The organism is Rhodococcus artemisiae (assembly GCF_036327795.1).
Taxonomy (GTDB): domain Bacteria; phylum Actinomycetota; class Actinomycetes; order Mycobacteriales; family Mycobacteriaceae; genus Rhodococcus; species Rhodococcus artemisiae.
Genome location: NZ_JAUTXY010000007.1, coordinates 75,247 through 98,319, shown reverse-complemented (window position 1 = coordinate 98,319; position 23,073 = coordinate 75,247). Strand labels below are relative to the sequence as shown.

Annotated in this window: 17 protein-coding genes and 3 pseudogenes; 11 read left to right on the top strand and 9 right to left on the bottom strand. The window is 64.7% G+C overall.

Annotation, left to right across the window (positions count from 1 at the left end; all coding sequences use genetic code 11):
• Positions 1–47: 47 nt before the first annotated feature.
• Positions 48–1,880, top strand: a complete 1,833-nt coding sequence (locus Q7514_RS16310) for an ABC transporter ATP-binding protein (RefSeq protein WP_330134325.1) — start codon at positions 48–50, stop codon at positions 1,878–1,880.
• A gap of 19 nt (positions 1,881–1,899) precedes the next feature.
• Here Q7514_RS16310 and Q7514_RS16305 read toward each other — a convergent pair whose 3' ends face one another.
• On the bottom strand, positions 1,900–2,670 hold the full coding sequence (locus tag Q7514_RS16305; RefSeq protein ID WP_330134324.1) for an SDR family oxidoreductase: 771 nt from the start codon (positions 2,668–2,670) through the stop codon (positions 1,900–1,902).
• Positions 2,667–3,809: an isochorismate synthase gene (locus tag Q7514_RS16300; RefSeq protein ID WP_330134524.1), complete on the bottom strand. Its 1,143-nt coding sequence runs from the start codon at positions 3,807–3,809 to the stop codon at positions 2,667–2,669. The genes Q7514_RS16305 and Q7514_RS16300 overlap by 4 nt, the downstream gene beginning before the upstream one ends.
• A gap of 248 nt (positions 3,810–4,057) precedes the next feature.
• On the opposite strand from Q7514_RS16300, the gene Q7514_RS16295 reads away from it, so the two are divergent.
• Positions 4,058–5,089, top strand: coding sequence for an ABC transporter substrate-binding protein (locus Q7514_RS16295; RefSeq protein WP_330134323.1), 1,032 nt, complete (start codon positions 4,058–4,060; stop codon positions 5,087–5,089).
• Between the two features lie 92 nt (positions 5,090–5,181).
• On the opposite strand, the gene Q7514_RS16290 is transcribed toward Q7514_RS16295, so the two are convergent.
• The gene (locus Q7514_RS16290; RefSeq protein WP_330134322.1) at positions 5,182–5,592 is read right to left on the bottom strand and encodes a hypothetical protein; all 411 of its coding nucleotides are present in this window, start codon (positions 5,590–5,592) and stop codon (positions 5,182–5,184) included.
• 183 nt (positions 5,593–5,775) lie between these two features.
• Positions 5,776–6,686 (bottom strand): annotated as a pseudogene (locus tag Q7514_RS16285) (MFS transporter); the annotation flags it as partial.
• 86 nt (positions 6,687–6,772) lie between these two features.
• On the opposite strand from Q7514_RS16285, the gene Q7514_RS16280 reads away from it, so the two are divergent.
• The gene (locus Q7514_RS16280) at positions 6,773–7,993 is read left to right on the top strand and encodes an RNA-guided endonuclease InsQ/TnpB family protein (protein ID WP_330134321.1); all 1,221 of its coding nucleotides are present in this window, start codon (positions 6,773–6,775) and stop codon (positions 7,991–7,993) included.
• Here the strand turns inward: Q7514_RS16280 and Q7514_RS16275 are convergent.
• A pseudogene (locus tag Q7514_RS16275) lies at positions 7,986–8,522 on the bottom strand (MFS transporter); the annotation flags it as partial. The gene Q7514_RS16280 and the pseudogene Q7514_RS16275 overlap by 8 nt on opposite strands.
• A 129-nt stretch (positions 8,523–8,651) precedes the next feature.
• On the opposite strand from Q7514_RS16275, the gene Q7514_RS16270 reads away from it, so the two are divergent.
• Together Q7514_RS16270 and Q7514_RS16265 are read left to right on the top strand one after the other, a co-directional pair.
• A complete protein-coding gene (locus tag Q7514_RS16270) occupies positions 8,652–9,536 on the top strand; it encodes a phosphoribosylaminoimidazolesuccinocarboxamide synthase (protein ID WP_330134320.1) in 885 nt (294 codons plus the stop codon).
• Positions 9,537–9,541: 5 nt separating this feature from the next.
• Entirely contained in the window at positions 9,542–11,683 is a 2,142-nt protein-coding gene (locus Q7514_RS16265) for a S9 family peptidase (protein ID WP_330134319.1), read from the top strand.
• Positions 11,684–11,927: 244 nt separating this feature from the next.
• Here the strand turns inward: Q7514_RS16265 and Q7514_RS16260 are convergent.
• The 3 genes and pseudogenes from Q7514_RS16260 to Q7514_RS16250 form a co-directional block, all read right to left on the bottom strand.
• Positions 11,928–12,128, bottom strand: a pseudogene (locus Q7514_RS16260) (IS256 family transposase); the annotation flags it as partial.
• Between the two features lie 112 nt (positions 12,129–12,240).
• The gene (locus Q7514_RS16255) at positions 12,241–13,176 is read right to left on the bottom strand and encodes a methionyl-tRNA formyltransferase (RefSeq protein WP_330134318.1); all 936 of its coding nucleotides are present in this window, start codon (positions 13,174–13,176) and stop codon (positions 12,241–12,243) included.
• Positions 13,176–14,489, bottom strand: a complete 1,314-nt coding sequence (locus tag Q7514_RS16250; protein WP_330134317.1) for a lysine N(6)-hydroxylase/L-ornithine N(5)-oxygenase family protein — start codon at positions 14,487–14,489, stop codon at positions 13,176–13,178. The genes Q7514_RS16255 and Q7514_RS16250 overlap by 1 nt, the downstream gene beginning before the upstream one ends.
• Positions 14,490–15,195: 706 nt before the next feature.
• Here Q7514_RS16250 and Q7514_RS16245 point away from each other — a divergent pair.
• The 4 genes from Q7514_RS16245 to Q7514_RS16230 all read left to right on the top strand — a co-directional run bounded on the left by Q7514_RS16245 (position 15,196) and on the right by Q7514_RS16230 (position 19,422).
• Positions 15,196–16,242, top strand: a complete 1,047-nt coding sequence (locus Q7514_RS16245) for an ABC transporter substrate-binding protein (RefSeq protein WP_330134316.1) — start codon at positions 15,196–15,198, stop codon at positions 16,240–16,242.
• Between the two features lie 102 nt (positions 16,243–16,344).
• A complete protein-coding gene (locus Q7514_RS16240; RefSeq protein WP_408016110.1) occupies positions 16,345–17,436 on the top strand; it encodes an iron chelate uptake ABC transporter family permease subunit in 1,092 nt (363 codons plus the stop codon).
• A gap of 20 nt (positions 17,437–17,456) precedes the next feature.
• A complete protein-coding gene (locus tag Q7514_RS16235) occupies positions 17,457–18,530 on the top strand; it encodes a FecCD family ABC transporter permease (RefSeq protein WP_408016116.1) in 1,074 nt (357 codons plus the stop codon).
• Positions 18,531–18,555: 25 nt separating this feature from the next.
• On the top strand, positions 18,556–19,422 hold the full coding sequence (locus tag Q7514_RS16230) for an ABC transporter ATP-binding protein (RefSeq protein WP_330134314.1): 867 nt from the start codon (positions 18,556–18,558) through the stop codon (positions 19,420–19,422).
• Positions 19,423–19,441: 19 nt separating this feature from the next.
• Here Q7514_RS16230 and Q7514_RS16225 read toward each other — a convergent pair whose 3' ends face one another.
• Entirely contained in the window at positions 19,442–21,622 is a 2,181-nt protein-coding gene (locus tag Q7514_RS16225; RefSeq protein WP_330134313.1) for a thiamine pyrophosphate-dependent enzyme, read from the bottom strand.
• 377 nt (positions 21,623–21,999) lie between these two features.
• Here Q7514_RS16225 and Q7514_RS16220 point away from each other — a divergent pair, with 377 nt between their 5' ends.
• Complete coding sequence (locus tag Q7514_RS16220) at positions 22,000–22,233, top strand: MbtH family protein (RefSeq protein WP_330134312.1); 234 nt, start codon at positions 22,000–22,002, stop codon at positions 22,231–22,233.
• Between the two features lie 5 nt (positions 22,234–22,238).
• Positions 22,239–23,000: an SDR family NAD(P)-dependent oxidoreductase gene (locus tag Q7514_RS16215; protein WP_330134311.1), complete on the top strand. Its 762-nt coding sequence runs from the start codon at positions 22,239–22,241 to the stop codon at positions 22,998–23,000.
• Positions 23,001–23,073: the final 73 nt, after the last annotated feature.

Genomic DNA, 23,073 nt, shown 5'->3' with positions numbered 1-23,073 from the left:
GCAACCTCACTAAGTACGAACGAATCATGAATCGAGGTGGTGCGCACATGATGCAGCCCCCACCAGGCCAGGGCGGCGGCAGAGCCCGCGGATCCAAGGTCGACCCCAAAGACATCGAACAGCTGAAGGAATCACCCGTCAGCCTGCGGCGCATCGGCGCCCTGTTCGCTCCCTACCGCTGGCAGATCGCCGTCGTCGTCGCCCTCATCGTCGCGTCGTCGGTCATCTCGCTCGCGAACCCATTCCTCGTCCGCGCCGTCATCGACGACGCGATCCCACACCAGAACGTCGCACTGCTGCTCTGGACGGTGGGTGGCATGCTGGCCGTCACCGTGGCCAGCTCGCTGCTCGGTGTCGCCCAGACCTGGATCTCCACGACCGTCGGGCAGCGGATCATGCACGACCTGCGCACGCGTGTGTTCTCCCACCTGCAACGGCAATCGCTGAGCTTCTTCACGCGGACTCGCGGCGGTGAGATCCAATCGCGGCTCACCAACGACATCGGCGGAATGCAGTCGGTGGTGACCTCCACCGCCACGTCCGTCGCCGCCAACGTGACCACCGTGGTCGGTACCGCCGTGGCGATGACCATCCTCAGCTGGCGGCTCGCATTGCTGTCGCTGATCGTGCTGCCGCCCGCCATCTGGCTCACTCGCCGTGTCGCAATGATGCGACGCGTGATCACCGCGCGTCAGCAGCGCCGCATGGCCGACATGCAGACGCAGATCGAAGAGGGTCTGTCCGTCAGCGGTGTCCTGCTCGTCAAGACACTCGGCACCGGGCCCGCCCTGTCCGGCAAGTTCGCGCAGACCTCCGACGAGCTCGCGGAACTCGAGTTGCACGCGCAACTGTCCGGACGCTGGCGCATGGCCACCATGAACATCGTCTTCTCCGCGATCCCCGCGGTGCTCTACCTCGTGGCCGGGCTACCGGCGACGTCCGGTGGCATGACGATAGGCACCCTTGTCGCTTTCACCGGCCTGCAGGCGACGCTGTTCCGGCCGCTGATGAGCCTGCTGGACGTCGGTATCTCCATCACCAGTTCGCTCGCGCTGTTCAGCCGCATCTTCGAATACCTCGATCTCGCCGTCGAGATCGGCGACCCGGAGAAGCCGGTCCGTATCGACCGTGATCGGGTTTCGGGTGCAGTGCGATTCGAGAACGTCGACTTCCGGTACGACGACGCGCACCGCCTCGCGCTCGACGACATCACCCTCGACGTTCCGGCAGGCTCGCAGGTCGCGCTGGTCGGCGAGACCGGATCCGGCAAGACCACACTCGGGTCGCTCGTCGCGCGCTTGTACGACCCGGCGTCGGGAAACGTCACGATCGACGGCGTGAACTTGCGCGACATGACGCTCGCCGATGTCGCCGCGCTGGTCGGTGTGGTCTCGCAGGAGACCTATCTCCTCCACGCGACCGTGCGTGAGAACCTGCGCTACGCGAAGTCCGACGCGACCGACACGGAGATCGAGGACGCCGCCCGCGCCGCGCGCATCCACGACCTGATCGTGACGCTGCCCGACGGCTACGACACCGTCGTCGGAGCACGCGGTCACCGCTTCTCCGGTGGTGAGAAGCAGCGCCTCGCCATCGCCCGCACCCTGCTCCGCGATCCGCGGATTCTCGTGCTCGACGAAGCGACCAGCGCGCTCGACAACGAAACCGAACGTCTGGTGCAGCAGGCGATCGACACCGCGCGACACGGACGTACGACCATCACCATCGCGCATCGGCTCTCGACGGTCCGCGATGCCGACGAGATCGTCGTCCTCGACCATGGCAGGATCGCCGAACGCGGATCACACGACGCGCTCGTCGCGCTCGGTGGCCGATACGCCTCGCTCGCCGCGCGTGTCGAGCAACCCGTCGCCGCGTGAGGAGAACGTCCGGGGCAGATCACGCTCTGAGCGTGGCGCCACCGTCGACGTACAGGGTCTGCATGGTGATGTGCCGTGCACGCGGGGAGAGCAGGAACTCGATCGACTCGGCGATGTCGACCGGTTCTGCGATGCGTCCCAGCGGGATACCGACCTTGAACTGCGCGAGATCGCCCGTGATGGCGCCACGTGCTCCGTCAGCGTCGTCGGGGTCGGCCCACAGCGTCCGCTGCATTGCGGTGTCGGTGGAACCGGGCGCGACGATGTTGGCGCGGATCCCGTATTGCGCGAGTTCGAGGCCGAGGATCCGCACGAGCATCGTCGCGGCCGCCTTCGACGACCCGTAGGCTCCCATACCCATGCGGGGCACGCCCGCAGAATTCGAGCCGACCACCACGATAGATCCGGACCCGCGGTCGCGCATGGCGCGTCCGACAGCCCGCAGGACCGAGACGAGTCCGGTGACGTTGATGTCGTGGATGCGTTGCCATTCGTCCGGATCGCAGTCGAGGATCGAGGCGACGGAGAACACGCCGGCGACGTGGGCGAGGCCCTCGATCGGGCCGTGGATGCGTTCGATGTCGGCGATCACGGTGTCCACGGCGTCGCGGTCGCGAATGTCGAGTTGGTATGAGGGAGCAGGGTTCTCCAGCAATGCCGCCGTCTCGTGCACTCCGTCGAGATCGCGATCGGCGAGGACGACGCGATGCCCCGAGGCTGCGAGTGTCAGGGCGGTTGCCCGCCCGATGCCCTGGGCTGCGCCGACGACGAGAGTGACCGGCGCGGTCATCGCCGAACTCCGAGCGCATCGAGGACGGTCCCGAATTTCACTGTGGTCTCGGCCAATTCGTCGAACGGATCGGAGTCGGCGACGATGCCTCCGCCCGCATGGGCGGTGAGTGTCGTGCCGTCGGGTTCGAGGATCGCGCAGCGGATGGTGACCATCCATTCGCCGTCGCCGTTCTCGTCGCACCAGCCGAGTGCGCCCGCGTAGAAACCGCGGTCTCCTTCGAGTTCGTTGATCAGATCGCGGGCGGATTCGGTGGGGGTACCGCAGATCGCGGGTGTCGGATGGACGGCAAGTGCCAGGTCGAGGGCGGTCACCGACGGATCACGAAGTATGCCCGACACCGGCGTTCCCAGATGCCATAGCTGCCGAGTATTGGTGAGGGAAGGGTGTTCAGGAATATCCAGTTCCGAGCACAGCGGCTCGAGCGATGCCCGCAGGGAATCGACCACGTGGGTGTGTTCACCCAGGTTCTTGGCGGATGCGCGCAGTTCCTCGGCGGTGGCGCGGTCGAGTTCGGGGTCCGAACTCCGGGGTGCGGAACCGGCGAGCGGGTGAGCGGTGACGAGGTCGCCACGGCGGCGGATGAGTACCTCGGGGCTTGCCCCCACCAGGTGACGTCCGAACCACTGCGCGCCGGCCGCGCTGAGATCGACGGAGAAACCGTTGCCGACGGTGTCGTGGGACACCAGAGCGGCAAGAAGTACCTCGGGATCGATGCGGCTCTCGGCCTCGAGAGTGAGGGCTCGGGCGAGGACGACTTTCTCCAGAGTGTTGTCGTCGGCACGGAGCAGGCCCAGTGCCGTGGTCACGCGGTCGACGTGTTCACCCTCGGCAGGCATGACTCCGGAGATCCGGATCGTCGGTAGCGCAGGCGTTTCTGTCGTGAATGCGGTGGGGGTGTGCTCGAGAACCTCGGGCGCGGTGAGCGCTGCCGGGTGGTCGGGGGCGAAGGGCAGAGCCCCGGCCACGGTGCGGACCCGTCCGGTGCGCAGTGCGGACGCGGCGTCGGCGGCGGAGTCGAAGCGGGTGTGAACACCGTGGGCGAGCACGGTGCCGTGAGGGCGGGACAGCACGAACGAAGGTGGTGCGATCCGTCCGGCCCGGTCGGTTGCGGTTGCGACGGCGACCGGTGCTTGCATGCTCACGCCTTTCGGTTACGGCTGATCGGCCACGGCGGCTGCGCACGACCGGTGACGAAGATATACGGTTAGCCTTACCTTTGCGAGCGCTTCGAGGCGCGTCGCGCCCCGGCGTGGATCGGAGCCCCGAAAAATTTCGGACGAAACAGGATGAATAGGGCGCTTGGCCTGGTCGATCCTTTCGGTTAGCCTAACCAATCGTGACCGGGGCAATGCGCCGCGGCGTAAGAACATGTGGGAGAAACACGATGCGGGTTCTGGAACGGAGCCGGGCGCGCAGCGCCGCAGTGCTCGGCGCGGCGGCCTTGTTGGCCGTCGGGCTGGTGGGATGCTCGAGCGACAGCGATAGTGCCGATGGCGATACCGACACCGCTGCTTCGTCGGAGACGCGCACGTTCGAGGCGCAGAACGGTTCCATCGAGATCCCGGCCGACCCACAGCGAATCGTCGCCTGCGGCTACGCGGTGCTCCCTCTGATCCAGGCGGAGGCCAACCTCGCTGCAGTGTGCGAGTGGACGCGCGAGACCGAGAACATGAACGACGAGACCCTCGCCGCATACGAGGCGCTGCCGAAGGTCGCTCCCGACATGTCGGTCGCCGACATCAACTACGAGGCCATCACCATGGCCGAGCCCGACCTCATCATCATGGGTGTGCCCGCGATGGCCCAGGAGCAGCTCGACATGGCCTCGCTGGAAGCGCTTGCGCCGGTGGTGTTCCTCGGCCCCACCATCCCGAGCGAATGGCGTGAACTCGGTGAGCGGTTCGCCGATGCCGCGAACGTCAGCGGCACCTACGGAGAGTTCAAGGACGAGTACGACGCGCGCGCTGCGGAACTCGCAGACAAGTACGCCGGCACACTCGGTGACCTGACGTTTGCGGGTGTGTGCAGCGAGTGCGGCACGAACCCTGGCGAGTACATGCGCGAATACGGGTCGTCCTACACCACGAATCTGCTCGGAGACCTCGGCTTCACCTTCCCCGGCGAGCCGGTCGACCCCGAGGACGCCCACGGAGAGTATCTCTCGTATGAGCAGCTGCCGGAGAATCTCGGAGACGTCGATGTGATCGTCTACGGCGTCGAAGCGGATGGCTCCGTCACCCCGGAACTGCAGGAACTGTTCGATTCACCATTGTGGAAGGAACTGCCCGCAGTGAAGGCCGGTAACCTCGTCGCCGTAGAGCACGCCAACGCTGCAACCTACGAAACCGCGCTCCTCGCGCTCGATTCCATCGATGCAGCGCTCGAGAAGCTACCCGCCAACCAGTCGCAGCAGTAAAACCTCGCTGCGGGTGCGAACCTGCGGCCCCACATGCCCCGACGGCCCCCGATCCCGGGGGCCGTCTGCGTGCCCGAACGACTGTTCACGGATCAGGGGCGCAGAGCGTTCTTGGTGGTGCGTGCCCACGACTCGATCGCCGAGTAGCTGTCGCCGACACCCTGCGTGTAGGCCACGAGAGCTCCGTACAGGTGCGCTCCCTCGGCGGCCAGTTCGATCGTGCTGACCCAGTGGGATGCGCGCGCCATCACGGCCGCGGAGATGTCGAGGCGATCGCGTGTCTCCCTCGAAACCGTGGTGAACGAATCATCCGCGATCTGGAACGTCTCCTTCACGCCGCGCCAGTAATACTCTGCGTCCATTGCCGCGCGCAGTGATTCGTAGTCGGTCGTGTCCTGCATCGCCGTGGCATTCCGCAGTTCGTTCGACGCCTGGCCGGACGAGCCGAGGGGGATGTACGTGATGTCGTCGGTGGATCTGTTGTCGCCGCGTCTGGTCCTCACCGGAGAGATGGTGCCCCATCGTGCGGCAGAACGAAACAAGCGGTTCCGTTACGATCACGACACGGTCGCGGAGTTGTCTCGAATGGGGTTCGGCGCACCTGTCGCCGCGGTTCGTGCTCGTCCTGATTCGTCATCGTCCCCAGCACGCCAGGGGAACCTGATCCGATTCGGCCGGGTCAGCTTTCAGCTGCGTCGGCGTTCCTGGCCCGGCCTGTTCGGTATCAGGGCGACGCAGGCCGAGAGCACGAGCGCGCACACCAGAACGGCTGTGAACACAGGGGCGACGGACGACGCGAGTTGTCCGGCGTCCGGGGTGGCCCCGTCGACCACACCGGAGCGAGTCAGTGCGGCGTTCGCGAGCGCACCGAACACGGCCACGCCCACAGCACTGCCGATCGAACGGGCGAATGCGTTCGCTCCGGTCACGACGCCACGTTCCGACCATTCCACGCTGGACTGGGCGGCGATGAGCGACGGACTCGCGATCAGGCCCATGCCCAGGCCGATGACGACACAGCACCCCGCGACCTGCCACGGCGTCGAATCCGGTCCGGTCTGCGTCAGGAGGGCCGTGCCGGTCAGAAGGGGGACCGCACCGATGAGGCCGGTGGTGCGGAACCCGAGGCGCAGGTACAAGCGTCCCGACTGGGACGCGGCTACCGGCCAGCCGAGCGTCATCGCCGCCAATGTGAATCCAGCGACCAGCGCGGTCGTGCCCAGCGAGCCCTGCACGAACGACGGCACGTACGACGTCAGGCCCAACACCACAGCACCGACCAGGCACGAGACCGCGCTGGTGGTGATCAGGACTCTGCGAGTCAGCACCCAGACCGGCAGGATCGGTTCGGCTAAGCGGGTCTCGATCCACACGAACAGGACGAGCAGCACCACGCCCGCTGCGAAGATCGCGATGCTCGTATTCGACGTCCACGCCCACGCCTGCCCGCCCTCGAGCAGCCCGAGGATCAGGAGTGCCGCACCCACGGCCATGGTCGATGCGCCCGTCCAATCGATGGGGCGTCGCGGACCGCCGGGCTTCGACTCGTGGAACTGCGCACGAGTACCCACGCCGCAATTGCGCGGAGGAGCACGTTCGCCGGGACCTCGCCAGGATGCCCCGCCGTTCACGGCGGGCAGGAATGGCGTTCGACATGTCGGACCCTTCTGTTGTCATGGGCAGATGAGGACCGCGTACAAGGTCCGGGCCTACCCGGACCCCGAACAGTCGGCGCTGCTGCGTCGCACGTTCGGCTGCGTGCGCGTCGTGTGGAACAAGACCGTCGCCGACCGGCAACGCCGGTACACCACCGAACAGAAATCGACCTCGTACAAGGACACCGACGCCGCACTGTCCGAGTGGAAGAAAACCGAGGAACTGGCGTTCCTCGGCGAGGTGTCCTCGGTGCCGCTGCAGCAGACGCTGCGCCACCAGCACACCGCGTTCCAGTCGTTCTTCAAGGGCACCGCCGAGTACCCACGGTTCAAGAACCGGCATTCTCGCCAGTCCGCGCATTACACCCGCTCGGCGTTCCGCATCGAACCGGACGGATTGTGGCTGGCGAAGACCACCGCGCCGATGAAGGTGGCGTGGTCCTGGCCCGGCATCGACCTTGCCAGGCTCGACCCGACGATGGTGATCGTCTCCCGCGAGGCGGACGGGCGGTGGTTCGTGACATTCGCCGTCGACACGTCCGATCCCGCTCCGCTTCCGGATACTGGCGAGTCGGTCGGCGTCGACCTCGGAATCAAGGACTTCGCGGTCTTCTCGACCGGGGAGAAGATCGGGAATCCGAGGCACATGGCCCGGCACGAACGTGGCCTGCGCCGCCACCAGAGGCGCCTGGCGCGGATGCAGAAGGGCTCGAACAACCGCGCCAAGCAACGTTCGAGGGTGGCACGCACGCACTCCCGTGTCCGCGATGCCCGACGTGACTTCCTCCACAAGACCAGCACGGATCTCGTGGCGCGGTTCGACACGATTGCCGTCGAAGACCTGGCCCCGCGCAATATGGTCCGCAACCGCCGGTTGGCGAAGTCGATCAGCGAATGCGGGTGGGGTGAGTTCCGGTCGATGCTCGAGTACAAGGCCGAGCGGGCCGGTCGCCGGTTGGTGGTGATCGACCGCTGGTTTCCCAGCTCGAAGACGTGCAGTGCGTGCGGGCATCTGCTCGCCACACTCTCCCTCGGGTCGCGCCGCTGGTCGTGCCCCGACTGCGGTACCCGGCATGATCGGGACGTCAATGCCGCGAAGAACATCCTTGTCGCCGCCGGGCTGGCGGAGACACGAAACGCCTGTGGAGGCGATGTCAGACGGCACGGGTTTTCCCGTCCGCATTCGCCGGTGAAACAGGAACTCTCGGATGTGAGTCCGAGAGTCCCCGTCTTTCAGGGCGGGGAGTAGTCAACCAGAAGATCCACCGCCACGACAGGAAAGCCGAGAACACACCACCGACCGTGGGTCCCACGATCGACGACATGCCCCACACACCGGCCAGGTAACCCTGGGCCTTCGCACGCTCCGCCACCGTGTAGATGTCGCCCGCGATGGTCTGCGCCATCGGTAGCACCGCGCCCGCCCGGATCCCCTGCAGGGCGCGGAAGGCGATCAGCGCAGGCATGCTCCACGCCATCGCGCACAGCACCGAACCCGCTGCGAATACGCCGATACCGAACAGCAGGACCGGCGTGCGCCCGAATATGTCGGACAGCTTTCCGTACACGGGCACGAGGACGGCCTGAGTGAGCAGATAGCTCGAGAACAGCCAGGGGAACTGGGTGAATCCGCCGAGGTCACCGACGATTGTCGGTATCGCGGTTGCCAGGATCGTACTTTCGAGCGCCACCAGCGCGGTCGCGAGCATCAGGGCGATCAGGATCGGTCCTCGCTCCGACCGGAAGCCGACGTCCACGCGGTCCGACACGGCCCTCACACCTCCCGTTGGTTCTGCCGCGTCGTCGTCCGGGGGAGCGATCTTCGTGGCCTCTTCCGTCGATTGTGGTCGATGGGATATCCGCCACGGCGTGCGGTACGCGTCGGTGTGGACCACTAGGGTGTCACCGTGCGTCCTTCACTCGAGTCCTACTCACACCTGGCAGGCGGCAAGGTCCGCGACCTCTACATCGTCGACGACGAGCACCTGCTGCTCGTGGCCAGCGACCGGATCTCGGCCTACGACCACGTCCTGGAGACCTCGATCCCCGACAAGGGGCGGGTCCTCACCGCGATGAGCGTGTTCTTCTTCGACCTTCTCGACGCGAACAACCACCTCGCCGGTGAACCCGACGACGAGCGGATTCCCGCCGAGGTCCTCGGACGCGCGCTGATCGTCAAGCGCCTCGAGATGGTGCCGGTGGAATGTGTGGCCCGCGGTTACCTCACTGGGTCCGGTCTCGCCGACTACCAGGCCACCGGCTCGGTGTGCGGCGTGCAACTGCCGGAGGGACTGGTGGAGGCATCCAGGCTTCCCGAGCCGATCTTCACGCCCGCGACGAAGGCCGCACTCGGTGATCACGACGAGAACGTCAGCTTCGAGCAGGTCGCAGAGAAGATCGGGCTGAACCTGGCGATGCAGCTGCGTCAGGACACCCTCGACATCTACGACCGTGCCTCGATCTACGCGTACGAGCGCGGCATCATGCTCGCCGATACCAAGTTCGAATTCGGTCTCGACAAGGCCGGCAATCTCGTGCTGGCCGACGAGGTGCTCACCCCCGATTCGTCGCGCTATTGGGATCTGGCCGAATACGAAGAAGGCAAGGTGCAGCCGAGCTTCGACAAGCAGATCGTCCGCAACTGGCTGACCAGCGCCGAATCCGGCTGGGATCGTGCGACCGACACCCCGCCCCCGGCGTTGCCGCAGCACATCGTCGACAAGACCCGTGCGCGCTACATCGAAGCCTACGAACGCATTTCCGGACTGTCCTTCGACGATTGGATCGGCTGACCACGATGACCTCCCCGACCCCGCCCGTTGCCACGAAGGTTCCCCGAGAGCGCATCCATCACGGCCACACGTTCGTCGACGACTACGAGTGGCTGCGCGACAAGGACAACCCGGAGGTGATCGCGTATCTCGAAGCCGAGAACGCGTACACCGAGGCGCAGACCGCGCATCTGGCACCGGTGCGGGAGTCGATCTTCGATGAGATCAAGTCCCGGACTCAGGAGACCGATATGTCGGTCCCCACCCGCATGGGCGAGTGGTGGTACTACGCCCGCACGGTCGAGGACAAGCAATACGGAATCCAGTGCCGGTGCCCGATCACCGACCCGGACGACTGGACTCCGCCGGAGGTCACGGCGGGCACCGAACTGCCCGGCGAGCAGGTGCTGCTCGACGGCAACGTCGAGTCCGAGGGGCACGACTTCTTCTCCGTCGGTGCTTTCTCACTCAGCCACGACGGCACGCTGCTCGCGTACTCGACCGACGTGGTGGGCGACGAACGGTACACGCTGAAGTTCAAGGACCTCACCACCGGTGAACTCCTCGCCGACGAAATCCCCGGCACCGCTCCCGGTGCCACGTGGGCGCTCGACCACAGTCACATCTTCTATCAGACGGTCGACGAATCCTGGCGCCCCGACACCGTGTGGCGGCACCGGCTCGGCACCGCCGTCGACGACGATGTGAAGGTCTTCCACGAGCCCGACGAGCGGTACTGGGTGTCGATCGGTGCCACGCGCAGCGAGAAGTACCTGATGATCTGGGTGGGATCGAAGATCACCACCGAAGGATGGGTTCTCGAATCCGACAATCCCACAGGTGCGTTCCGCGTTCTGTTGCCTCGGCGCGAAGGTGTCGAATACGGCGCCGAGCACGCCGTGGTCGGAGGCCAGGACCGGTTCCTGGTGTTGCACAACGATGCCGACCCGGACACCGGCGAGAAGGCGGAGAACTTCGTCCTTGCGGAAGCTCCCGTCGATGATCCGTCGGCGCTGCGCACCCTGATCGAACACCGCAAGGACGTCCGCCTCGAAGATGTCGAGGCGTTCGAAGGGCACCTCGTGCTGAGCTACCGACGCGAGGCGCTCACCCGGCTCGCGGTGTGGCCGCTCACCGACGACGGATACGGCGACCTCCACGAACTCGAATTCGACGAAGAACTGTTCGCCGTCGGACCGGGCGGCAATCCCGAGTGGAAGCAGCCCGTGCTGCGACTCGGGTTCACCTCGTTCATCACCCCGACCCGCGTCTACGAGTACGTCGTGGGCACCGGCGCGCTGTTGCTGCGCAAGTCGCAGCCTGTGCTCGGCGACTTCGATCCGTCGCGCTACGAGCAGCGACGTGAGTGGGCGACGGCCGACGACGGCACGAAGATCCCGGTCTCGATAGTCGCGAAGAAGGGCACACCTGCGAACGCCCCGACCCTGCTGTACGGGTACGGCTCGTACGAGGCCAGCATCGACCCGGGTTTCTCGGTCGCGCGACTGTCGTTGCTCGACCGCGGCATGGTGTTCGCGGTCGCGCATGTGCGCGGTGGTGGCGAGATGGGCCGGCACTGGTACGAGAACGGCAAGTCGCTCACGAAGAGGAACACCTTCACCGACTTCGTCGCGTGCGCGCGGCACCTCGTCGACACCGGCGTGACGAGCCCCGGTCGGCTCGTTGCCGACGGTGGCAGCGCGGGTGGACTGCTCATGGGCGCGGTCGCGAACATGGCACCGGAGCTGTTCACGGGCGTCCTCGCCAACGTGCCGTTCGTCGACCCCCTCACCTCGATCCTCGACCCGTCGCTGCCGCTGACGGTGATCGAGTGGGACGAGTGGGGTAATCCCCTCGCGAACCCGGAGGTGTACGAGTACATGCGCTCGTACAGCCCCTACGAGAACGTCGAGGCGAAGGACTATCCGGCGATCCTCGCCATCACGAGCATCAACGACACCCGTGTGCTGTACGTCGAACCCGCCAAGTGGGTCGCGAAGTTGCGCGCGACGAAGACGGGCGATTCGCCGTTGCTGCTCAAGACCGAGATGAGTGCCGGTCACGGCGGCGTGTCAGGCAGGTACGAGAAGTGGCGCGAGGTCGCATTCGAGTTCGCATGGGTGCTCGACATTTCCGGTGCCCTTCACGAGCGATGGATTCCCCAGTAGAAAGCGATTGTCCAATACCTGTGGATTTGAGTTCGTCAGGCAACCTCGGGCGCTGGGGCATCTGGTGACGGTTCCGAGGTCATTTCGACGGGACGTTCGAGGGGCGTTTCTTGATGGAATACCGACCCCGGCCTACACCAGAGTGACCAAGTGCGGAGCGTTGACGGCCCGCCACCTCGCCTGAGCCGCCTCGTAGGCCATCGCCGTTCCCGCCGCCCGGAGCTCGGGCCTTGGTAACCATCTACAGGTAGATGCCCTCGCTCCATAGATACACGCAGTCGGACTGCGAGAGGCGAAGGCCTTCGCCTCGTCATGCCACTGTGTGATCAGCCGGGCGACCGACGAGGCGGACAAGCCCAGTGCCGGATCCGAGGAACTGCTCCAGTGCGGGCCCGAAATCGCTGGTGGAAAGGCCATGCAGGTGCAGCAACGGCAGCACCTCGGACCGGGCTCGCGTGCCCCGATCACCGCACCAACGGAGCATGTCCAACTTCCGGACTCACCCGGGATGTCAGGGGACGGGGACAACATCGCTATCGGGCTACCGCGGATTGCGATCAGCCGAGATAGGCGCCGGAGTCCCCGAGGATCTTCGCTGCCGGGTACTCCGTGCCCTGTGAAGTGCGGACCCGCTCGACGATCAACGCCGGATTGCCGCCGCGCCACGCATCGGGACCGGCGACCACAGCGATGCCGTCCCCGTCGGGCACACAGATGCGTCCGGGTGTGCCGCCGTAGCGCTTGATGGACACCGATGCTGAGGTGATGGCGAGTCGTTTCCCTTGGAAGACGGTGTGCGCGTTAGGGTAAGGGTCGGACTGGGCGCGGATGAGCCGCTCGATCGAGTCGGCGGACCAGGTCCAGTCGATGAGGCTATCGGCATCGGAGCGCTTATGGAAGTAGGTGGCGTCAGTCAGGTCCTGCGGGATCGGTTGTGCCGTACCGGATTCAAGTTCTTCTAGAGATCGGGAGACGAGGGGGCTGATCAGATCGACGGTGCGGTGGAAGAGGTCGACGGTGCGGTCCCGCGGCCCAACGGGGACCGATTGCTGCGCGATGATCGGTCCGGTGTCCAGTCCCTCGTCCATGAGGTGAGCGGTAACGCCCACATGACTCTCGCCGTTGATCAGAGCCCAGACAAGCGGTGAGAAGCCGGCGTAGTGGGGTAGTAGTGAGTCGTGGATGTTGAGGGTTCCCAGCCGTGGCAACGAGTAGATCGACTTCGGTAGCCAGGTACGCCAGTTGTTCGCCACGATGATGTCGGGTGCGGCTGCGGTGACGGCTTCGAATAGATCCTCGTCAGGGCGCTTGGCTATATGCACGGGGACACCGCGGTCCGTGGCGAGTTCCGCTACCGAGTCGTTCCACATCTTTTCATATGGGTTATCCGATACGGGGTGGGTTACGGCGAGCGCAACCTCATGTCCTGCGTCGAGCACTGCTGACAGCGTGCGGTGGCCCCAGGTCTGGAAGCCGAAGGTGACGACCCGCATTACGCTCCTCTCGTGGCGGCGGCCAGATCAGTGGCGGCGGCCAGATCAGTGGCGGCGGCCAGGTCGGTGTCGGCGGCGATGGTGTCGAGAATATCCCCTGCGCGCACAGCCACATTCGACAGCAGCGTGGACCCAAGGCCGTGGGTTTGTTCAGTGGCGCCCTGCACATACAGGCCGTTGAGGGGTTCGCCGTCGATGGTTAGGCGGTAGTCGCGGGACACCGCCATGCGTTCGGGTGTGACGCCCCAACCAGACAGCACATCGGAAACCCCGACGGAGTGGAATCCGGTGGCGCATATGACGGCGGTGTAGTCCTCGACGGTGCGCGTGCCATGCATCCGATCGACCAGGGTGACCCGCACGCCGTCGGTGGGATCGTTTGAAGTTTTCGCAGACTCTACAACAGTGACCGGTCGTATCCGCAGACGCTGGCGGCCGGTGACTTTCTCCTGGTACTCCGCCGCATACAGTTCGTTGATCAATTCCAGATCGACGCAGCCGTAGTTGGTGGTGGAATGTCGGGTCATGAGTTCGGTGCGAACATCGGCTGGGGCATCGAAAAAGTCGTCCACTGCAGCGGGATCGAAGACGCGGTTGGCGTACGGGCTGTCGTCGGCGGGCTGGAAGCCGTAGGAATTGAACACACTGTCCACGATGGCCTCTGGGTAGCCGCGGTGCAGGTATTGGACCACCTCCGCGGCGCTCTGTCCGCCGCCGACCACGAGGAAGTGGTGAGGTCGGTCGATAGCCAGGTCTGCTGCTTCGATGTGCTCCAGGAGTCGGTGATTGTGGAATAGCCGGGGCCCTCTGATGGCCCACTCGGGTAGACGCTCGCGCAGTCCGGTCGCGACCACGACCGATCGGGCGCGAAGCTCGCGCACCCCGTCGGGTCCGGAGCGCCGAACCAGCCACCGCGCATCGTCGCCTGAGGATGCGTCCAACCGATCGATTGCCGTGACGGTGGAGCGGTATTCGATGGACGCCGCGACGGTGTCGGCCACCCAGGAAAGGTAGTCGGTGAACTCGACCCGGGTGGGAAAGAATGTCTGATGATTCACGAAGTCGACGAGGCGCCCCCGGGCTTCCAGATAGCTCAGGAAAGAGAAGGGGCTGCGAGGGTTGCGCATCGTCACTAGATCCTTGAGGAATGCGATCTGCATGGTCGCTCCCTCCAGCAGCATCCCCGGGTGCCAGCCGAAGGAGGGCTTTTGCTCAAGAATTGTCATGGTCAGCGGACGTTGGCCCGTGCGATTTCGCTCGTCGATAGCCGCCGCGAGAGCCAGGTTCGATGGCCCGGCCCCGATTCCGACCACGTCGGCTATCACCTTCTGCTGTGTCATGCGACTCCTCACCTGCGCTCCGTAGATAGGGTAGGCATACCTGGGTCAGAGTACGCACTGCTGATCGATGACGCTGGTGTGGCCCGAAACATACTCGGCCATCCCATCTCCGGCTCACCTTCGCCACGCCAGTTCGATCCGACCGCAAGGGAGCCGACTGGATCCTTCGCCGGTACTGATCTGTCGGCAGTCAGTGTGCTGCTGGTAGTCCTTGTTGAACCCGGCCGGAGTCGCATTCTCGACCTCACGATCGACTCAGCCAGCGCACCCCGCTGCAAGCTGGATCGCCGCGGCCGTCCAGGGCTGAGTGCGCCACGTGGAGAATCTCATCGTGGCCTCTTCCCGGGATTGGCGCTGCAACGTCCTTCGCGCTGACGTTTGTCGGGCTACGAACGTCGCCGAGATCCGCCATTGCGTGCGAGGACACAGGCAACCCACCGACTCTCGATCGTGACATGAAGAATTAAGTCGTCTGGGGGTATAGCAAACGGCGTTGAGGTGAGGCTAAGCTCATGCCTGCAGTATCCGTCTGATTCAGACAATGCACGCACCACCCTGTCACCCGCCCGGTGCGCTGGCGTCGGTCCGCGCGACTCAGCGTTGCGGCTGACGGGCAGCCGAGGATCACTGGGCCGATGGCGACACAGTGGTCGAGACCGACGAGAGTAGGAAAAGCACTATGCCGCTGCCCACCGCGCGAAAGCGCATCACAGCGACCCTCGCTGCCCTGATCGGTGCCACGTTGGTCCTTGCGGGCTGTTCGAACGGGACGCCCAGCGCAGAGGAAGACCAGGGATCGGCGGCGGTATCCGGCGCCTTCCCGGCGACGATCGACACCGCTCGTGGTGAGATCACCGTCGAGGAGAAGCCCGAGCGGATCATCGCTCTCAAACCGCGGCATATCGAACTGCTGCACCTCCTTGGCGAGGAGTCCTTCGAGTACTCGGCGGCGCCGTTCGAGGACAGCGAGTCCTTGCTGGAGTTCTATCCGTGGCTGGAGGGGTCGTTCGAGGGTGAGCCCGCCACGAATCTCATCACCGCTGACAACACGCCGTCGCCTGAGGCGATCGCCGCGCTGGACCCCGACCTCATTCTGACGAATATCTGGGGTGCGGACGACCAACTCTACAGCCAGCTTTCGCAGATCGCGCCGACCTATGTGGGCATTGATCCGGATACCCAGACCTCATGGCAGGACGAGCTGGCGGCATTGGCCACGCTCACCGGCCACGACTCGGCATCTGTGGAGGAGATCAAGGCCGACTACGCGTCGGAGCTGGCAGCGGCGGCGGAGCGGTTGCCCGGGTTGCAAGGTAAGACCTTCCAGGTTGCGGTCCTGGCAGGCGACAACATTCTTCAACTGTCCGATTATGCCAACGAGCCGCTGCTCGGCCTGGGTCTCGAGCCCGGTGAAGGTCAGCCGACGACAGGTGTGGAGGGTCTCACCGCCCCGAAGTTCTCGCTGGAGAACGTCGACCAACTGACCGCCGATGTACTCTTCATCATCCCCGAAAAGGGAACCACGCCCAACACCGAATTCAAAGAGGCCCTTCGGTCCGACCCGCGGGTGGCCGAACTACCGTCGGCCCAGAACGGCACCCTGATCTACCTGACCCCCCAGGAGTGGACGGCTCTCAATGGCGGAGTGTCCACGAGCTATTTGTGGTGGCTCGACAATGCCGTACCTCAGTTGGAGGAGTCGGCACTGAACCAGAGCAGCGAGTAGTTGGTAGTTCGCTGACCAGTCGTCCCTCAGGCCCCCAGGGCGAAGTCGCCTTGGGGGCTGCTCGGCGCCCGGATGTGGGCGGACAAACGTGAGGAACCTTCGATGACTGCACGGGCAGACTCTGCAGCACTCCGCCCGGGCGCTGCCGACTCCGCTGCTGCCGACTCCACCGGCGGGAAACCACGATCTGGCATGTCCCTGGGGAGAAGGCGATTCGTCGGCTTGGTGCTGGCGATCGCCCTCCTGACGACCTTGTTGCTGGTGAGCCTGGCTGTGGGATCGAAGATCATCCCGTTGTCGGGGGTGGTCGATGCGCTGGTGCACGGCGATATTCAGGGTGATGCGTACGTGATCTGGGACATGCGGATCCCGCGCACCTTCGTCGGCGTCGTGGTCGGCGTGGCGATCGGTGCGGCGGGTGCCTTGATTCAGGCACTGACCCGAAATCCGCTGGCCGACCCCGGCATTCTCGGTGTGAACGCGGGAGCGGCGTTCTTCGTGACTCTGGGTGTGGCGGTATTCGGGGTGAGCTCGATTCAGGGCTACGTGTGGTTCGCGTTCGCCGGGGCGTTCGTGGTGACCGTCGCGGTGTACCTGATCGGTTCCGCCGGGCGTGCTCGCGCAGACCCGATACAGCTCACCCTCGCTGGTGTCGCACTCGGAGCAGTCCTAGGTGGCATCGTGACCGCGATGGTGCTACTCGATCCGCTGACCTTCGACCAGATGCGGAACTGGAACGCAGGCAGTATCGTCAATCGCGGTTGGGACGTCGCACTACCGGTGGTTCCCTTCCTCGTCGTCGGTCTTGGGCTTGCGGCATGTGCCACACCGGCATTGAACTCCATCGCCCTCGGCGACGACTTCGCCAGATCATTGGGAACCAACGTCATGCTCACCCGCGTCGTCGTGGTCACGGCGGTGACGCTGCTGGCAGGCGGTGCGACGGCGGTCGCCGGCCCTATCGGTTTCGTGGGTCTTATGGTGCCCCACATCGCCCGTTGGGTCGTCGGCCCCGATCAACGCTGGATCCTCGCGTACACCGCGCTGTTGGCTCCCTCGCTGGTGCTCGCCGCGGATATCGTGGGTCGCGTCCTGATCCGCCCCGCAGAGTTCCCGGTCGGGATCGTCACCGCCTGTATCGGTGCGCCGGTGCTCATCGTGCTGGTCCGCCGCAAAAAGGTGAGTGGGCTGTGACGATCGATGTCGAATCGCCGATGAATTCCCCGGAAGCGCAGACTGCCCGACGAGTCGACTTCGGCCACCGGATCATGGTGACGCGGACCGGCGGGGTTGCGCTGCGCTGGCGCGTGCGACCGCTGATCATCTGCGCCCTGCTGGGCGCGCTCACGGTGGCAGTGACGATATGGGCACTGACGCGAGGAGAGTACCCACTGACAGTGTGGGAGGTTGTGGCCGCGCTGGCCAACGATCCCGATGCGGGCTTCGCGCGGATTGTGGTGTTCGAATGGCGGTTACCGCGTGTACTGGCTGCCGTGACATTCGGCGCAGCGCTCGGTGTTGCGGGCGCGGTGTTCCAGTCCGTGACCCGCAACCCGTTGGCGAGCCCGGACATCATCGGCTTCTCGACCGGTTCATATACCGGCGCGCTGATCGTGATGATCCTCATCGGCGGCGGCTATGCGCAGGTTGCCGGCGGTGCGCTGGCGGGTGGGCTCGTGGTCGCCGCACTGGTGTATCTGCTTGCCTGGAGAGGCGGTATTCAGGGGTTCCGACTCATCATCGTCGGGATCGCCATTTCCGCGGTGTTGGGTTCGATCAACGTCTGGTTGATGCTGACGGCACGGTTGGAAGTGGCGATGACGGCCGCCGTATGGGGCGCGGGGACGCTCACGGCCATCACCTGGGCACAGGCCGGGATCGGCAGCCTCGTCGTGCTGGTGCTATTGGTCGGACTGGCCGCAGCGGCACGAGGGCTGCGGCAATTGGAGCTCGGGGACGATGCGGCCGCCGCGACCGGGGTGCGTGCCGAGCCGGTGCGCCTGGTGGTGATGGTGATCGGCGTCGCGCTGACGGCGACGGTGACCGCCGCCGCCGGGCCGATCGCCTTCGTTGCGCTCGCGGCACCACAGATCGCTCGGCGCCTGGCGCGCTCGCCGGGGATCGCGTTGGTTCCGGCCGCTTTCACCGGTGCGCTGCTGCTCGCCGGAGCCGATCTCGTCGCCCAGCACCTCTTGCCGCAGTCATTTCCCGTCGGTGTAGTGACCGTCATCGTCGGCGGTGGCTACTTGATTTGGTTGCTCATCCGGGAGGCCCGCCGCCGTGTCTGAGGATCCGGGAGCAGAAGGGAGATCCATGGCTGTCACCGAGAAGGATCGAGGAGTGGACGCCGCAACAGCGTCGGCGGGGACCGAGTCCCGGCTGCGGGTGGAGAATGCGACGTTCGGGTACGACAAGCGGATCATCTCGCGAGAGTTGTCGGTGGCGATCCCGGACCAGTCCTTCACCGTGATCGTCGGACCGAACGCGTGCGGAAAGTCGACACTGCTGCGCACGTTGTCACGGTTGCTGGCGCCGAAAGCGGGAAGCGTCGTACTCGACGGGGCGGATATCCATTCGTACAAGGCGAAAGAGGTGGCGCGGCAGGTGGGGCTGCTGCCGCAGTCGTCGACGGCACCGGATGGGATCACCGTCGCCGACCTCGTGGCACGCGGTCGGTATCCGCATCAGAATTTCCTCCGTCAGTGGACCGAGTCCGACGAACGGGCAGTGGTCGCAGCGATGGAGGCAACGGCGGTCACCGGGCTATCCGGACGGCTTGTTGATGAGTTGTCCGGCGGGCAGCGGCAGCGGGTGTGGGTGGCGATGGTCCTGGCGCAGGAGACCGGCATCGTGCTCTTGGACGAGCCGACCACGTATCTCGATATCACCCACCAGGTCGACTTGCTGGAACTGCTGACCGACCTGAACCACCAGGGACGGACATTGGTGGCGGTTCTGCATGACCTCAACCATGCCGCGCGGTACGGGACGCATCTCATTGCCATGCGTGACGGTGAGGTTGTCGCGGAGGGTGCACCGGCGCAGATCGTCACTGCTGAACTCGTCGAAGAGGTGTTTGGGCTGCGATGTGTGGTGGTGCCCGACCCGGTGGCCGGGACACCGCAGGTTGTTCCGCTGGGCAGAGATCGAAGCGGTGGGCGCCGCGACTCTGTCGGATAGGAACAAGCCCAGTGCGCTACTATTCCCGAACGCCAGAGCCCACTCGATTGTGTTGAGCGTCTTCGACCGTGCTGCAGCACTTGATCTCCTCGATGGCTTGGACGATGTCCTTCACATCGATCAGTGCTTGCGCTTCGAGGGCTCGCGCAACCGGCTGGACATCCGCACATGACAGGCTCTTGAGTACCAGCCCGTCCACCTGCCCGATCTCGGCCCACAGTCGGGGTGCGATGGTGTGACTCTGGGGGGAGGGCTCGACGAAGAGCCCGTGGCCAGTGCGTGACAGGGCTCGACGCAGCCCCGCGACATCGATACTCAGCATGTCTAGGGCCCGCAGATCAATGATCTCGACCTGGGTTCCCGCCGCAGCCAGCAGGTCAGCTGCCTGTGTTGCTAGCGATACGCCGAGTCCGTAGGTGACGATGGTTGCATCAGATCCCGAACGAATTCTGTTGTGTCCCCACAACGGCAACGAAGTCGTGAACTCTGCGGGGGTTACGTCGAATTTCTCGTCATACAGTTCGGTGAACTCGAGAATCAGGACCGGATCTTCACATTCCAACGCGGAGTTGAATGTACCCAACCACTCCTGGGGAGTCGCGGGCGCCGCTATGCGCCACCCGGGAAACGATGCGAACAGGGCTACCGGGTTAAGTCCGTGCTGGGCTCCGTATCCACGCCCGTAGGGAACCTTCGTGCGCACGATAACGGGGGCGGAGGCGTTACCGCCGTAGAGCGCGCGGACGGCACCGATGTGGTTGAACAGTTGGTCCGCGGCCACCAGTACGAAACTGCCGTACATCAACTCGACGATCGGACGCATCCCGGTCATGGCCAATCCTCCGCCCAGCCCGACGAAGCCGGCCTCGGAGATCGGCATGTTGATCACACGGGGCAGGGACCTGCCCGCTCCCAGCAGGCCAGCCTGCCACAGTATTCCTCCCGGCTTGCCGACCTCCTCGCCGAGGAAGACCACATCCGTACGCGTGCGTAGGGCGTTGGCAATACCCGCAGCGATCGATTCGCGGAATCGATAGGGGCCGGCAGGCAGTTGTGGAGAGTGTTCACGCATGTTGCAGGTCGCGTCCGCGAGAGGCTCTTGGGAGCGGAGCAGGCTGGCGACGTCGAGTGAGTGGCTCGCGACCTGACGTGCAGACACATCGTCGGCAATGGTGTCGATGAGTGCATGTGCTGAACCGATCACCTGACGTACCTGTACGGAGTCGAGCAGGCCATGTGTGCGGAGAATCGGGGGGATCGATTCGAGTGGATCCCTGCGCCACGCGTCCGCTTCCTCCTCAACCGACCGATAACCGGCCTTGCTACCTGGATGAGGGCCGGTGTGATCGAAGTGTCGGTAGGTGATGACCTCGATCATGGCCGGTAGGCCTTCTCGAATCACGCTCCAGCACTCGGCAGCGGCGGCCAGTAGCGCGGCCGGATCGTCCCCATGGACCTGCCAAGCGGCCATCCCATGTGCCGCCCCCTGCGATGCGAGCGCGGGCAGCGCAGATGCCTCGGACGGCGTGGTCGCCTCAGCGTAACCATTGTTCTCAACCACTATGAGAAGCGGAAGACTCAGCAGCCCAGATAGATTAGCGGTCTCATGGAATACGCCTTGGTTGAGTGCTCCATCGCCGATGAAGCAGACTGCAGCCCCGTCGGTGGTGCGCAGCTTTGCGCTCAGTGCCGCGCCGGCGGCAAGAGGTATGGCCCCGCCCACGATGGCACTGGTGCCGCCGAAACCTATCCCCGGTGCCCTCAGGTGCATGGACCCACCGACACCACCCTCTAGTCCACCTTCGCAACCTACGATCTCGGCCATCGCTGCTGTCAAGAAGTGGTGAACCGACTCGGGAACGGTGTCCGTCGCGGCGTTCCAGTCCGTCGGCAGCAGCCGAGAGAGGGCTTGACCGATCAGATGATGGTGAGAGCGGTGTCCGCCGAAAACCCAGTCTCCAGGCCTGGTGTAGGCCAACAAAGTGGCTGGAACGATCTCCTGACCGACACTGGTGTGTACTGGACCGTGCAGCCGCCCGTCGTTGGAAGCTTGCAGGAGCGCCATCTCAAAACTACGGATGACCTGCATGACGAAGAGGAGGCGCGCGAGGGAAGTGCTGTCCTGTGCGGCAATATCGCTGCCACTGCTACTTTCCAGACGTACCACTGGCCGGACCGTATGAACATCGGTGCGCTGCACGTCTGCTTTCCTTCCACAAGGAGTGAGTTGACGCAGGGGAATCCTGCCCTGTCCCTGAGTGGGTCCCAGGTCCCCCACGGAGAGTACATGTGCAACTGAGGTTAGGCTACGCTGCGTTATGTCTCGGGGTGTCGCTCCCGCCGTTTACGCCTGTGATCGCTAGCTCCGGCAAGCCTCGCATGTTGCCTCATGTCGGGATGGCCCGCGAGGGCTTCGCTCGCTGCGCGCGCATTCTCATGTGAGGCAACGACTACGGCTTCGTTCGCATTCTGGATGAGTCAACACGGCCGGTTGTGCCCGAATATTGGCTAGGCTAACCTGCAGTCGGCGCTAGCAGAGGTCGCGGCTCAACGAAATCCACGATTGGAGCAGTCGAAGTGTCGAATAACCCGTTTGACGATGACGGGGGAGCATTCTATGCCCTCGTGAACGACGAAGGGCAGCATTCGATGTGGCCAACGTTCAAGCCGGTACCCGGGGGATGGAGAGTTGTCTACGGCGATCCGGTCGGCAAGCCGCGAACAGAGGTACTCGACTGGATCGACGAGAATTGGACCGACCTTCGGCCGCAGTCGCTGCGAGATCACATCGCGCGGCATCGCGCCGGTTGATGTCGATGACCTCGATCGATACGGAAGTGCAGGTCGGTGCGCTCAGCCCCGGTATCGCAGTGGTCACGGGCGCCGCCACGGGTTTGGGAAGCGCACTGGCGCAGTGGCTTTTAGCGCGGGGCTGGACAGTGGTCGGCACCTACAACAAGAGCGTTTCTGCCGATCCTGAATCGGAAAACCTGACGTTGATCCAGGTCGACCTTGCCGACTCGACGCTGTGCGCCGGATTCGCCGATGCGGTGCTCAGGCAATTCGGTCCACCAACGCTCCTGATCAATTGCGCAGGAATCAATATCGATAAACCCCTGTTCGACATCAACGATGACGACTGGGATACCGTTTTTGCGGTCAATGTGCGGGCACCATTCATCCTCACCAGGGAACTCGGCTCGAAGATGATCTCACTGCCTGCTGCGTCGATTGTGAACATCGGTGCCACCACCGGGATTCGGCCACGGGTCGACGGTGCCAACTACTGTGCGAGTAAGGCCGCTCTGCACCATCTGACCAAGACCTCAGCCCTTGAGCTGAGGCCAACGGTGACGGTGAACACCTTGATTCCGGGCCTGATCCGAACCGACGAGGCGTGGAACCGGCTCGGATTGACTGAGTCATCCTCCCGGGATGTCGCCCTCGCTGGAATTCCCGCGGGGCGTATCGCGGAACCGGAAGAGTTCGCGGAGGCACTTGGGGTAATTGTCGGGCCAGGGGGGCGCTACATAAATGGACAGAAGATCATCGTCGATGGCGGCCAGTTTATGTATTGATTGGCAGATCAGCCGCTCGACACCTCGTTCAGATCAACCTACTGCCGAGACGATCAGCAAAGGAAATGTGCCC